Raw genomic sequence first — 12648 nt, forward strand, 5'->3', positions numbered from 1 at the left:
ACCGACCAAGCGCTACGATCCGTCGAACCCGATGGCCGACAAGGACGGCAACATCTGGGAATCGAACGTCGATGAAACCCGCGACCTGGTCGACATGATGGAGACCGCGCGCGGGTACCAGAACAACGTCGAAGTGATGCAGACCGCCAAGTCGCTGATCGTCGACACCCTCAAGCTTGGGAAAGCATGATGACCAGCACCTTCGACACCACGCTCGCCAACATCGGCGTCGGCCGCAGCGGGTCCGCCGCGACTCCGACCGTCTCGACCGCCGCGTCGCAGACGCTCGGCCAGGCCGATTTCCTCAAGCTGATGACCGCGCAGTTGCAGAACCAGGATCCGTTCAGCCCGGTCGACAACACCCAGATGGTCGCGCAGATGGCGCAATTCTCCTCGCTGTCGGGGATCACCGACATGTCGACGACGCTCAAGTCGATCGCCGCCAAGCTGACCGGCACCTCGACCGCCGATGCCCTGTCCTATGTCGGCAAGACCGTGCTGACCGAAGGCGACGTCGCGTTCGGGCGGACCACCGGCGGGATCGCCGGCGCGGTCGAGCTCGACGGCGACGCAACCGATGTGAAGGTGACGATCCAGGACGCCAACGGCGCGACGCTCAAGACGCTCAACCTCGGCCAGACCGGCCAGGGCACGACCACGTTCGACTGGGACGGCAAGACCGACAGCGGCCAGGACGCCGGCGCGGGGCCGTTCAAGGTGACGACCACCGCGACTAACAACGGCACCGCCGTCGCCACGCGGCCGCTCGTCTGGGCGCCGGTCAATTCGGTGTCGATGACGGGCGGCAGCCCGGTCCTCAACCTTGCCGGGCTCGGCCCGGTCGCCATTTCCGCCGTCCGTCAGGTCGGCTGACTCGCAACCCCCTCGGAGTAACACGCCATGTCCTTCTACACGTCGCTTTCGGGCCTTCAGGCCGCGCAGACCGAGATGAACACGATCTCGCACAACCTCGCCAACGTTGCGACCAACGGCTTCAAGAAGAGCCGCACCGATTTCGCCGACGTGATCGCGTCGAGCGTCAGCGTCTCGCCGACGCAGATGACCGGATCGGGCGTCGTGGTGAAGGCCAACCGTCAGCAGTTCGGCCAGGGCAATTTGATCCAGTCGTCGTCGAGCCTCGATCTCGCGATCTCGGGCGACGGCTTCTTCGCGATCAAGCCGCAGCTCGACGGGTCGAAGGTCAACTTCACGCGCAACGGCGGCTTCCTGGTCAATCAGGACCGTTACGTCACCGACGCGCAGGGCAATTACCTGCAAGTCTATCCGGTCGATGGGTCGGGCGCGGTGGTCGCGACCGGCATCGACCAGACCAAGAGCCTGCAGCTCCCGGCGACCAGCGGCACCGCGGTCCCGACCAGCCTGATCAACATGACGGTCAATTTGCCGTCGGCGGGCGCGATCCCGACCACCGCGACGTTCGATCGCTTCGATCCGTCGAGCTACAACCAATCGACCGCGACGACGATCTTCGACAATAACGGCAACCCGCAGACGATGACGACCTACTTCAAGCGTACCGCGGCATCGACCGGACCGGGCGTGGACAGCACGTGGGAAGTCTACAATTATGTCGGCGACGTGCCGCTGACCGCGGGCGGCAGCAACAAGATCACGCTGACCTTCGATTCGACCGGCGCCATCACCGCGCCGACCGCGGCGACGACGTTCGATCCCTTCACCCCCGCCGGTGCACCCAGCGCACAGGTGGCGTCGTTCAATTTCGGCGCCGCGACCAGCCAGTTGGCGCAGCCGTTCAACATCTCGTCGCGCACGCAGGACGGCAAGGCGGTCGGCCAGATCGAGGGCGTCACCGTCGACAGCGACGGCGTCGTCAAGGCGAGCTTCTCGAACGGCGACGTCCAGTCGCTGGGCAAGGTCGTGCTGGCCAACTTCACCGATCCAGCGGGGCTGCGCCAGCTCGGCGATTCGACCTGGGCGGCGACCGGCCTGTCGGGCGCCCCGCGGCTGGGCTCGGCCGGGGTCGACGGGTTCGGCAATCTGATGAGCTCGACGATCGAGCGCTCGAACGTCGATATCACCGAGGAACTGGTCAACCTGATCGCGGCGCAGCGCAATTTCCAGGCGAACGCCAAGGCGCTCGATACCGCCAGCCAGATTTCCGAAACCATCTTCAACATCCGCAGCTGACGACGGCTGACGGGGGGACCACATGGATAAGCTGATCTACACGGCGGCGTCGGGGCTGAAGGCGCACATGGCGGCGCAGGCCGCGATCGCCAACAACATGGCCAACGCCTCGACGATCGGCTTTCGCGCCGAGCGAGTCGATTTCGACTCGCTGTTGCTCAAGGGCGACGGCTTCGACAGCCGTCAGCCGACGTCCGAGGAGGTCAAGGATTTCGACCGCTCGGCGGGCGCGATCATGTCGACCGGGCGCAACCTCGACATCGCCATTCCGGGCGACCAGTGGATGGCGGTCCAGGCAACCGACGGCAGCGAAGCCTATACGCGGCGTGGCGACCTCAACGTTTCGGCGAGTGGCGTACTGGAAACCGGCGACGGTTTCCCGGTGATGGGGTCCGGGGGGGCGCCCATCACCGTGCCGCCGGCGAGCTCGCTGTCGATCGCGGGCGACGGCACGCTGTCGATCGTACCGGTCGGCGGCGACGCCAAGAACCCGCAGATCATCGACCGCATCAAGTTCGTCAGCGCCAAGGGATCGCAGACCGTCAAGGGCGTCGACAACCTGGTCCACGTCAAGGGCGGCGGCGTGCTGCCGACCGACGAGGACGCGAAATGCGAGAGCGGGATGCTCGAGGAATCGAACGTCAACATGACGCAGGCGCTGGTCGACATGATCGAGAACCAGCGTGCTTACGAAGTACAGGCCAACCTCATGAAGTCGGCCAAGGACATGGACGAAAGCGGCGCATCTCTCATGCGCCTGCCGAGCTGAGGAGTAGAATGAGATGAGCAGCGCCGCGATGCATATCGCCCGCACCGGGCTCGACGCCCAGGACATGCGGATGCGAGTGATCTCGAACAATCTCGCCAACGTCAACACGACGGGGTTCAAGAAGGACCGCGCATCGTTCGCGACCCTGTCGTACCAGACGGTGACCGCCGCCGGCGCATCGTCGTCGAGCGAGAGCAAGTATGCGACCGGACTCAACCTCGGCACCGGCGTCCGCATCCAGGGCACCGCGCGGATGGACACGCAGGGGTCGATGCAGACCACCGGCAACAGCCTCGACATGGCGCTGGACGGCGACGGCTACTTCCAGGTGCAGATGCCGGGCGGTCAGCTCGGTTACACGCGCTCGGGCAATTTCTCGCGCTCGCCCGAAGGCTTGCTCGTCACCAACGAAGGCTACCAGGTGATGCCCGGCATCACCGTGCCCGAGGGGACGACCGCGATCACCATCGGCACCGACGGCACCGTCTCGGCCACCGTCGCCGGGCAGACCGAACCATCGACGCTCGGTCAGATCCAGGTCGCGACCTTCGCCAATTCGGGCGGGCTGCAGTCGAAGGGCGACAACTATCTCACCGAAACCGCCGCATCGGGCGCCGCCAATCTCGGCATCGCCGGTGAGGACGGCCGCGGCACCGTGCGCCAGGGCATGCTCGAAGCGTCGAACGTCAACGTCGTCGAGGAGCTGGTCGACATGATCGAATGCCAGCGCGCGTACGAGGTCAATTCGAAGATGATCTCGGCCACCGACGACATGCTCAAATATGTGAACCAGAACCTGTGATGCGCACCGCAACCAAACTGATCGCCAGCTGCGCCGCCGCCGCGCTCATCTTAAGCGCGGGGGCGCCGGCGCAGGCCGGCATCTTCGGCAAGAAAAAGCCGAAGGAGGATTTCTCCGCCGCGCCCCCGCCCCCGCCGCCCGCACCCGCGCCGGCGAACGGCAGCATCTTCCAGCCGCAGGACGGCTATGCCGCTTTGTACGAAGGCACGCGCGCGCGCCGCGTCGGCGATCCGCTGACGATCGTGCTGGTCGAAAACATGTCGGCATCGAAGACCTCGTCGTCGAAGCTCGATTCGGGGGGCGGGTTCGGCATTACGCCGCCGTCAACCGGGTTGTTGTCGGCGGTCAAGCCGACCGACCTCAGCCTGAGCGGCAACCGCAATTTCAACGGGAAAGGGTCGGCCGACCAGTCGAACTCGCTGACGGGCGAAGTCTCGGTCACGGTGGTCGCGGTCTATCCCAACGGCACGATGGAAGTGCAGGGGCAAAAACGCGTCACGCTCAACCGCGGCGACGAGTTCGTCCAGATCAAGGGCATCGTGCGCGTGGCCGACATCAGCGCCGACAATCGCGTGCTGTCGACCCGCGTCGCCGACGCTCGCATCGCCTATACCGGCAAGGGCGACGTCGCCCGCGCCGGCCGCCAGGGCTGGCTGGGCCGTTTCTTCTCGGTAATCAGCCCGTTTTAGGACCGATGGTTAGCACGGTCTTAACCATCGCCGTGCGACCACCCTCTCATACTTTTGATGGAAAACCCGCCATGCTGCGTACCCTGCTTGCCTTTGTCGCCCTGCTGTCCGGAGTCATCGCGACCCCGGCCTCGGCCGACCGCATCAAGGATCTCGGCGGGTTCCAGGGGATCCGCACCAACCAGCTGACCGGCTACGGCATCGTCGTCGGGCTGGCGGGCACCGGCGACGACAACCTCGAATATACCATCCAGTCGGTGAAGGCGGTCGCCTCGCGCTTCGGCCTGCAACTGCCCGCCGGGATCAATCCCGGCCTCAAGAACGCGGCGGTGGTGATGATCACCGCCGAATTGCCGCCATTCGCCAAGCCGGGGCAAAAGATCGACATCACCGTCGCCTCGATGGGCAAGGCCAAGTCGCTGCGCGGCGGCGCACTGATCATGACGCCGCTGATGGGCGCCGACGGGCAAATCTATGCGATGGCGCAGGGCAACCTCGCGGTCGGCGGGCTCGGGATCGAGGGCAAGGACGGGTCGCAAGTCGTCGTCAACGTCCCCTCGACCGGCCGCATCCCCGACGGCGCGACGGTCGAGCGCGGCGTCGCCACCGGGTTCGAGACCAGCCCCAGCCTCACCTTCAACCTCGCGCGGTCGGACTTCACCACCGCGCAGAACGTCGCGGTCGCGATCAACAGCCGTTTCGGCGCCGGCGTGGCGGAGGCGGTCGACGGTGTGTCGATCCGCGTCAACGCGCCGGCCGGCGCCGATACCCGTTCGACCATCATGTCGGCGATCGAGAATCTCGATGTCGTGTCGGCCGAACCGCCCGCCAAGGTGATCGTCAACGCACGCACCGGCACCGTCGTGATCAACTCGGCGGTCCGCGTCGGTCCCGCCGCGGTCACCCACGGCAAGCTGACCGTGCGGATCGACGAGAAGCAGACGATCGTCCAGCCCGCGCCGTTCAGCCAGGGCCAGACCGCGTCCGAACAGAAATCGGGCGTCCAGATCGACGAAGAGAAGAAGCCGATGTTCCTGCTCGCGCCGGGACCCAAGCTTGCCGACATCGTGAAAGCGGTGAACGCGATCGGCGCCTCGCCGTCGGACCTCGTCGCGATCCTTGAGGCGCTCAAAGAGGCCGGCGCGCTCCGCGCCGAGCTGATCATCCTGTGACCGATATCCCTGCTCCCCTCCCCACGGCCACCACGCCGACGACGGGCATCTCGCTCGACACCAGCCGGCTCGGCTCGGCCGCCAACCTCAAAAAGGCGGGCGAGCAGTTCGAGGCGGTGTTCATCGGGCTGATGATGAAATCGATGCGTCAGGCCAAGCTGACCACCGACGAGGACGGCCTGTTCGACACCAAGAATTCGGACACGTTCCGCGACATGCAGGACAAGAAGGTCGCCGAAAGCATGGCCGCGCACCAGCCGATCGGGATCGGCAAGGCGATGACCGAATTCCTCGCGCGCAGCCAAGCGGCATTGAAGCCATCAACCGATAGCGCGAGCACGCCGTCATGAGCGACATGCTGGCGATCGGCGCGAGCGGGTTGCGGGCGTACCAGGTCGCGCTCAACACCGTGTCGGAGAATATCGCGAACACGGGCACAGCCGGCTATTCGCGCCGCACAACCAACATCAAGGAAGTCGCCTCGATCGGCGGCATCAGCGCGCAATCGGTCGGCAGCGGCGAAGGCGCCGCCGTGATCGGCGTGCAACGCGCGGGCGACATGTTCAAGGTCGCCGAGGTTTTGTCCTCGGGCGCCGACCTCGCCAAGACCGCGACCAGCGTGAGCTGGCTCGACCGGATCGAAACGAGCTTGAGCGGCAGCGTACTCGGCACGCGGCTGTCTTCGTTCTTCACCTCGGCAACAACGTTGGCGGGCGACCCGACCTCGACCGCCGCGCGATCGGCGATGCTCGAATCGGCCAATGGCGTCGCCAGCGCGTTCAGCGAAACCGGCGCCTCGCTCGACCGAGTCTCCGCCGATCTCGACACCACGACACGCGATACCGTGTCGTCGCTCAATTCGCTTGCCGCAACGCTTGCGCGGATCAACTCAGGCCTTGGCCGCGCCGCGCCGGGCACGACGGGCAACGCCGCTCTGCTCGATCAGCGCGACCAGACGCTCGAGGCGATGAGCGCGCTGACCGACGTCAACGTCAGCTACGACAATGCCGGCCGCGCATCGGTCCACGTCGGCGGCAGCGGCGGGCCGGTGCTGGTCGACAACGGCCAGGCCTCAACCGTCGGCTATTCGCGCAATGCGAGCGGGGCGATCGCCTTCCGCGTGCTGACCGGGGTGACCGAACAAGTGATGTCGCCCACCGGCGGCGCGCTCGCCGGGATCGTCGACGGCGCGCAACGGATCGCCGACGCCCGCGTCCAGTTGCAGGGCATCGCGCAGAATTTCGTCGACGGGGTCAACACCGTCCAGGCGGGCGGCCGCGATCTCGACAATATCGCCGGCACCGCAATGTTCGCGATCGACGCTAGCAAGGGCACCGCGCAAATATCGGTCACGCTCGACGATCCGCGCGGCATCGCCGCGGCGTCGGTCGGCGGCGGCCAGCGCGACAACAGCAACCTCGCCGCCTTCGCGAGCCTGCGCACCGCCGGCAATTACGAGAGCAAGGTGGTCGACATGACCACCGCCAACGCCTCGGCGCTGGCGCAGCGCAAGTCGGTCGCCGACGCGCAGGGGACGATCCGCGACAATGCCGTCACCACGCGCGATTCGCTGTCGGGGGTCGATCTCGACACCGAAGCGGTCGATCTAATGCGCTTTCAGCAAGCCTATTCGGCGGCGAGCCGCGTGATCCAGGTCGCGCGCGACACGATCCAGTCGATCATCGACATCCGGTAGGCATCATGCAGATCAGCACCAACCAATTCTACACGTCGAACCAGCGCAATCTCCAGTCGCTGACCGCGACTGCGGACAAGCTCCAGGTCCAGGTTTCGACCGGCAAGAAACTCAACGCGCCGTCGGACGACGCGGTCGGGTATCGTCGGCTGCAGGGGCTGATCCGCGACGGCAGCAACGATCAGGCCTATGCCGGCAACATCACCATCGTCAGCTCGGCACTGAGCCAGGCCGACACCAGCCTCAAATCGATCACCGACGAAATCCAGCGCGCGCAGGAACTGGCGGTCAAGGCGAACAGCGGGACGTTGTCGGCGAGCGACCGCAGCGTCATCGCCGACGAGCTCGATTCGATCGTCAAGACGCTGACCGACCTCGCCAATGCCAAGGATTCGCGCGGCGCATCGATCTTCGCGGGCGGCGACAGCCCGGCCGTCATCGCCAATCCGGACGGCAGCTTCACCTTCGCCACCACCGGCCCGACCGCGATCCCGATCGGGGATTCGTCGAGCGCCGCGCCCGGCGAGGCCGCGTCGCGCCTGTTCGTCGATTCGAGCGGCGGCAACGTACTCGCGGACATTTCTTCACTCTCGGCCGCCTTGCGCGGCACGGGCGACGTCGCTGCAATTGCCAGCACGGTCGGCGACAAATTGACCGCGTCGAACAGCCAGGTTTCGGCGGTGCAGGGCTCGCTCGGCGCGCGCGCGCAACGCGTCGACATCGAATCGTCGCGGATGGCCGACCTGGCCACCGACCGCGAAGTGACTCGCTCGGCGATCGAGGACACCGACGTGACCCAGGCGATCACCGATCTGCAAAAGACGATGACGATCCTGTCGGCGGCGCAGGCGAGCTTCACCAAGCTCTCCAACCTGTCGCTGTTCGATTACCTGAAATAGCCCAGAACGGGGGCTTTCCCCGTTACGGTTAACGGCTTGGATACCAAACCCGATTAACCCTTGATTTAGCCGGGTCTTTGCCCGGCCCGGACCGCGGAACGAAGGGGGATTTTCGACACTAATGTTTCCGGTCATCGGCCTCGTTGTTTTGCTGGCGATGGTGTTCGGCGGGTTCGTCTTCACGGGCGGCGCGCTGGGGCCGATCATGGAGGCTATTCCCCACGAAATGCTGATCATCGGCGGCGCCGCGGCCGGCGCGCTGATCATCGGCAATTCGACCAAGGAATTGAAGGCGCTGGGCGGCGGCGTGATGAAGGTCATGAAGGGCCCGAAATACAAGAAACAGGATTATCTCGACGTCATCTTCCTCGTGTCGAAGCTGATGAAGATGCTGCGGATGGATGGGCCGATCGCGCTCGAGCCGCATGTCGAGGATCCCAAATCCTCCGCCGTGTTCGCCGAATATCCGCGGTTGCTCGCCGACCACACATTGACCAACCTGATCGCCGACACGCTGCGGCTCGTCGTCGTCTCGTCGGGCACGCTCGACGTGCACGCGGTCGAGGAAGTGATGGATAACGCGATCAAGACGCACCACCATGCGGTCGAGGGGCCGCAGACGACATTGCAGTCGCTGTCGGACGCGCTCCCCGCGCTCGGCATCGTCGCGGCGGTGCTCGGCGTGGTGAAGACGATGGGATCGATCGACAAGCCGCCCGCGATCCTCGGCGCAATGATCGGGTCGGCTTTGGTCGGCACCTTCCTCGGCGTGCTGCTCGCCTATGGCATCGTCGGGCCGCTCGCCAGCCGGTTGAAGCAGATCATCGACGCCGACGCGGCGATCTATCACGTCGTCAAGCAGATCATCATCGCCTCGCTCCACGGCCATCCCCAGCCGCTGGTGATCGAGGCCGCGCGCTCGGGCATCGCGCACACCAACCAGCCGGGCTTCGCCGAAGTCTTCGACGGGCTTCGTGGACGCTGACGCGTGAGCGGCACCAGCCCACTCCCCCACCCGACCGCCCACGATCGTACCCTGATTGGGCGGCCGGGTGGGGGAGTGGGCCGGTGCCGCCCGGCTCCGTCGGGAGCCGCATAAAATGGCCGCGCGCGCGCCGCATGGCTCCAACCAGCCCCCGCGGATCATCTACAAGAAAATCTATATCGAGGGTCACGGCGCACACCATGGCGGCGCGTGGAAGGTCGCCTATGCCGACTTCGTGACCGCGATGATGGCGTTCTTCCTGTTGCTGTGGATCCTCGGCGCGACGACCGAGAAACAGCGCAAGTCGATCGCCGATTATTTCGCGCCGACCCTGGTCGAGCTCAAGCAAAACAGCGCCGGGTCGAACGGCATTTTCGGCGGATCGTCGATCACCGACAAGGACAATTACCCCAACCGCGCCGCGCAGACGGGCACGCGGTCGATGACCATCCCGATCGGCGCGACCGGCGGTAACCAGGTCGGGTCGGGCGACAAGGGCTCGCTCAAGCAGCAGCAGATGAATGCCGAGGATTCGAAGAATTTCGAAGAAATGAAGCGCCGTCTGACGATGGCGATGCAGGCCGCGCCGCTCAAGCGGCTGGCGAGCCATGTCCGCTTCGTCCAGACGCGCGACGGCTTGCGCATCGATCTGGTCGATGACGCCGATTATTCGATGTTCGCGCTGGGCACGACGCAATTGGTGCCCGAGGCCGACAAGTTGATCGGCCTGATCGCGCAGACTATCCAGGGCACCGAAAACCCGATCATGATCCGCGGCCACACCGACAATCTCGGCTATGGCGACCCCAATGCGATGAACAACTGGATGCTGTCGTCGGGCCGCGCCGAGGCGACACGGCGCCGGCTGTCGGCGGGCGGCACCCCCGAACCGCGCTTTTACCGCATCGAAGGCGTCGCCGACCGCGAACCGATGATCGAGAACAACCCCGCCGATCCACGCAACCGCCGCGTGTCGATCACGCTCCTGTGGCGCGCGGGGTCATTCAAGCAATAGCTTGCGGCGATGGCGCGCGCGGGACTAGCCTCGCGCCATGGGACCGCTCCTCTTCCTCCTCGCCGCCGCCGCGCAGCCCGCCGCGAGCGTCCGCGTCACCTTCGACAAGGACGGCGTAACGTCGGTCGCCAGCGAAGGCCTGGCCGACGCCGCCGCCAACCGCGCGGTGACGCCCGACAGCGTGGTGCGGATCGCGTCGATCTCGAAGCTGGTGACGGCGATCGGGGTGATGCGGCTGGTCGAGGCGGGCAAGCTCGATCTCGACGCCGACGTGTCAACCTATCTGGGCTACAAATTCCGTAACCCGGCGTTCCCCGATACGCCGATCACGCTCAGGCTGCTGCTATCGCACCGCTCGAGCCTCACCGACACGATCGACTATGTCCTGCCGCTCGACGGCGACATGCAGAAGGTGCTGGCCGATCCCAAAGCATGGGACGCGAACCACGCCCCGGGCACGTACTTTCGCTACGTCAATTTCAACTTCCCCGTGGTCGCCGCGGTGATGGAGCGCGCGACCGGCGAGCGGTTCGACCGGCTGATGGACCGGCTGGTGATCCGGCCACTCAGGCTCAAGGCGTGCTATCAATGGGACACCTGCGACGACGCGACGATCGCGCGTGGCGTCGTGCTGTATCGCGCTGGCGTCGTCACGCGCGACGACAATCACGGCAAGCGCCCTGCTTGCCCCGTCACCCCCGCAAGCGACGGGAGTTGCGACCTGTCGCGCTGGCAGGCGGGCCGCAACGGCGCGACCTTCGCGCCCCAGAGCGGGCTGCATATCTCGATGCCCGACCTCGCCAAGATCGGGCGGCTGCTGATGCTCGGCGGCAAGGTCGATGGCGTCCGCCTGCTCACCCCCGCCTCGGTCAAGACGATGATCACGCCGCAATGGACCTATGACGGCGCGAACGGCGATATCGGCGAGGGCTGGGCTTGCAGTTACGGGCTGGGCGTCATCCTGACCGCGATCCCGACCAAGGGATGCCGCGACGACGCGTTTCGCGATTCGCGACCGCGGTTCGGGCATCTCGGCGACGCGTACGGCCTTAAGTCGGGGCTGTTCATCGATCCCGCGCGTGGCACCGGCGTCGCCTATTTCGCGACCGACGTGCCCAACGAGCCCGGCACGAAGTCGGCCTATACGCTGACCGAAGAGAATCTGGCGCGGCCTTGACGCGCACGCGCACCACGCGGAGGATCGGCGGCGTGACGATACGTATCGCCTTGATTGGCCTCCTCGCCGGCTGCTCGCTGGGGGCAGCCTCGCCCGACCAAGCCGATCTGCTGATCAAGGGCGGCACTGTCTATACCGGCGACGCCGCGCCATTCACCGGCGACGTCGCCGTGAAGGGCGACAGGATCGTCGCGGTTGGCCTGCATCTGAACATGACGGCCATACGCACCATCGACGCGAGCGGGATGATCGTCGCCCCCGGCTTCATCGATCCGCACACGCATGCCGGCGAATGGCTCGCCTCGCCCAACCCCAAGACGCGGCTGATCGCGGCCTTCCTGCTGCAAGGCGTGACCACCGCGTTCATCGGCAATGACGGCGGCGGATCGACCGATGTCGCGGGGGTGCTGGCGAGCCCGAAGGCCAAGCCGATCGGGATCAACTTCGCGACCTATGTCGGCTTCGGCACGATCCGGGGCCAAGTGATCGGCGGCGCCAACCGTGCGCCGACAGCCGCCGAGCTCGACCGCGAAAAGGCGCTCGTCAAAAAAGGCATGTGCGAGGGCGCGATCGGGTTTTCGACCGGCCTGTTCTACGCGCCACAGAGTTTTTCCAAGACCGACGAGGTGATCGCGCTGTCCGCCGAAGCGGCGAAGCGCGGGGGATATTACGACAGCCATATCCGCGACGAATCCAGCTACACCGTCGGCCTCGCGGCGGCGATCGACGAGGCGATCGCGATCGGCCGCGCGACCGGCATGCCGATCCATATCAGCCACATCAAGGCGCTCGGCGTCGACGTGCAGGGCATGGCGCCGGCGATCATCGCGAAGATCGATGCGGCACGCGCGGCCGGCGTCAACATCACCGCGAGCCAATATCCGTGGAGTGCGTCGGGCACGAGTCTGGTCGCCAGCCTCGTCCCCCTCTGGGCGCAGGACGGCGGGACGGCGGCGCTGATCAAGCGGTTCGACACGCCCGCGCTCCAACCCAAGCTCCGCGCCGACATGGCCGAGGGGATGCGCAAACGCGGCGGTGCTGCCACGCTTCTCATCACCGAGGGGAAATACCGCGGCAAATACCTCAGCCAGATCGCGGCGACGATGAAGACCGACCCGATCTCCGCCGCGATTGCGACGATCCGCCTCGGCGATCCGGCGACGGTCAGCTTCAACATGAGCGAGGCCGATATCGCCGCGTTCATGAAACAGCCCTGGGTGATGACCGACAGCGACGCATCGGGCGGTCATCCGCGCGTCTGGGGCACATTCGCGC

General features: G+C 66.1%; 14 protein-coding genes. All 14 read left to right on the top strand.

The genetic code is table 11. From position 1 onward, the window contains the following. A partial coding sequence (locus JWM94_RS10750) for a flagellar basal body rod C-terminal domain-containing protein (protein WP_299426351.1) occupies window positions 1-190 on the top strand: 190 nt, incomplete at its 5' end. Further along, window positions 190-873 carry a flagellar hook capping FlgD N-terminal domain-containing protein gene (locus JWM94_RS10755; protein WP_299426354.1) on the top strand — a complete coding sequence of 228 codons (684 nt, stop codon included), beginning with the start codon at window positions 190-192 and terminating at the stop codon, window positions 871-873. The genes JWM94_RS10750 and JWM94_RS10755, both read left to right, overlap by 1 nt. 27 nt (window positions 874-900) lie before the next feature. After that, entirely contained in the window at window positions 901-2169 is a 1269-nt protein-coding gene (locus tag JWM94_RS10760) for a flagellar hook protein FlgE (RefSeq protein WP_299426357.1), read from the top strand. A 22-nt stretch (window positions 2170-2191) separates the two neighbouring features. Beyond that, complete coding sequence (gene flgF / locus JWM94_RS10765; RefSeq protein ID WP_299426360.1) at window positions 2192-2938, top strand: flagellar basal-body rod protein FlgF; 747 nt, start codon at window positions 2192-2194, stop codon at window positions 2936-2938. A gap of 13 nt (window positions 2939-2951) precedes the next feature. Then, window positions 2952-3740, top strand: coding sequence for a flagellar basal-body rod protein FlgG (gene flgG / locus JWM94_RS10770; protein ID WP_299426363.1), 789 nt, complete (start codon window positions 2952-2954; stop codon window positions 3738-3740). After that, window positions 3740-4429 carry a flagellar basal body L-ring protein FlgH gene (locus tag JWM94_RS10775; RefSeq protein ID WP_299426366.1) on the top strand — a complete coding sequence of 230 codons (690 nt, stop codon included), beginning with the start codon at window positions 3740-3742 and terminating at the stop codon, window positions 4427-4429. The genes flgG and JWM94_RS10775 overlap by 1 nt, the downstream gene beginning before the upstream one ends. A gap of 71 nt (window positions 4430-4500) precedes the next feature. Next, the gene (locus JWM94_RS10780; RefSeq protein WP_299426369.1) at window positions 4501-5601 is read left to right on the top strand and encodes a flagellar basal body P-ring protein FlgI; all 1101 of its coding nucleotides are present in this window, start codon (window positions 4501-4503) and stop codon (window positions 5599-5601) included. After that, on the top strand, window positions 5598-5951 hold the full coding sequence (locus JWM94_RS10785; RefSeq protein ID WP_299426372.1) for a rod-binding protein: 354 nt from the start codon (window positions 5598-5600) through the stop codon (window positions 5949-5951). The genes JWM94_RS10780 and JWM94_RS10785 overlap by 4 nt, the downstream gene beginning before the upstream one ends. Further along, window positions 5948-7297 (top strand): flagellar hook-associated protein FlgK, encoded by a 1350-nt coding sequence (gene flgK / locus JWM94_RS10790; protein WP_299426375.1) that lies wholly within the window; start codon window positions 5948-5950, stop codon window positions 7295-7297. The genes JWM94_RS10785 and flgK overlap by 4 nt, the downstream gene beginning before the upstream one ends. 5 nt (window positions 7298-7302) lie before the next feature. Continuing rightward, complete coding sequence (flgL, locus tag JWM94_RS10795; RefSeq protein WP_299426378.1) at window positions 7303-8196, top strand: flagellar hook-associated protein FlgL; 894 nt, start codon at window positions 7303-7305, stop codon at window positions 8194-8196. A 121-nt stretch (window positions 8197-8317) separates the two neighbouring features. Next, complete coding sequence (motA, locus tag JWM94_RS10800; RefSeq protein ID WP_299426381.1) at window positions 8318-9181, top strand: flagellar motor stator protein MotA; 864 nt, start codon at window positions 8318-8320, stop codon at window positions 9179-9181. Between the two features lie 115 nt (window positions 9182-9296). Beyond that, on the top strand, window positions 9297-10196 hold the full coding sequence (locus JWM94_RS10805) for a flagellar motor protein MotB (protein WP_299426384.1): 900 nt from the start codon (window positions 9297-9299) through the stop codon (window positions 10194-10196). 37 nt (window positions 10197-10233) lie between these two features. Further along, complete coding sequence (locus JWM94_RS10810) at window positions 10234-11373, top strand: serine hydrolase (protein WP_299426387.1); 1140 nt, start codon at window positions 10234-10236, stop codon at window positions 11371-11373. Window positions 11374-11405: 32 nt separating this feature from the next. Next, window positions 11406-12648, top strand: a 1243-nt coding sequence (locus tag JWM94_RS10815) for an amidohydrolase family protein (protein ID WP_299426390.1), incomplete at its 3' end; no start/stop codon positions are given.

It is taken from the genome of Sphingomonas bacterium, from assembly GCF_028289855.1.
GTDB lineage: Bacteria > Pseudomonadota > Alphaproteobacteria > Sphingomonadales > Sphingomonadaceae > Sphingomonas.

What these genes read in the sequence shown, in the direction of transcription:
- JWM94_RS10760 (WP_299426357.1), top strand. Translation starts at nt 901, where the DNA reads ATGTCCTTCTACACGTCGCTTTCGGGCCTTCAGGCCGCGCAGACCGAG.
- JWM94_RS10755 (WP_299426354.1), top strand. Translation starts at nt 190, where the DNA reads ATGACCAGCACCTTCGACACCACGCTCGCCAACATCGGCGTCGGCCGC.
- JWM94_RS10810 (WP_299426387.1), top strand. Translation starts at nt 10,234, where the DNA reads ATGGGACCGCTCCTCTTCCTCCTCGCCGCCGCCGCGCAGCCCGCCGCG.
- flgL (WP_299426378.1), top strand. Translation starts at nt 7,303, where the DNA reads ATGCAGATCAGCACCAACCAATTCTACACGTCGAACCAGCGCAATCTC.
- flgK (WP_299426375.1), top strand. Translation starts at nt 5,948, where the DNA reads ATGAGCGACATGCTGGCGATCGGCGCGAGCGGGTTGCGGGCGTACCAG.
- JWM94_RS10780 (WP_299426369.1), top strand. Translation starts at nt 4,501, where the DNA reads ATGCTGCGTACCCTGCTTGCCTTTGTCGCCCTGCTGTCCGGAGTCATC.
- flgF (WP_299426360.1), top strand. Translation starts at nt 2,192, where the DNA reads ATGGATAAGCTGATCTACACGGCGGCGTCGGGGCTGAAGGCGCACATG.
- flgG (WP_299426363.1), top strand. Translation starts at nt 2,952, where the DNA reads ATGAGCAGCGCCGCGATGCATATCGCCCGCACCGGGCTCGACGCCCAG.
- JWM94_RS10805 (WP_299426384.1), top strand. Translation starts at nt 9,297, where the DNA reads ATGGCCGCGCGCGCGCCGCATGGCTCCAACCAGCCCCCGCGGATCATC.
- JWM94_RS10775 (WP_299426366.1), top strand. Translation starts at nt 3,740, where the DNA reads ATGCGCACCGCAACCAAACTGATCGCCAGCTGCGCCGCCGCCGCGCTC.
- motA (WP_299426381.1), top strand. Translation starts at nt 8,318, where the DNA reads ATGTTTCCGGTCATCGGCCTCGTTGTTTTGCTGGCGATGGTGTTCGGC.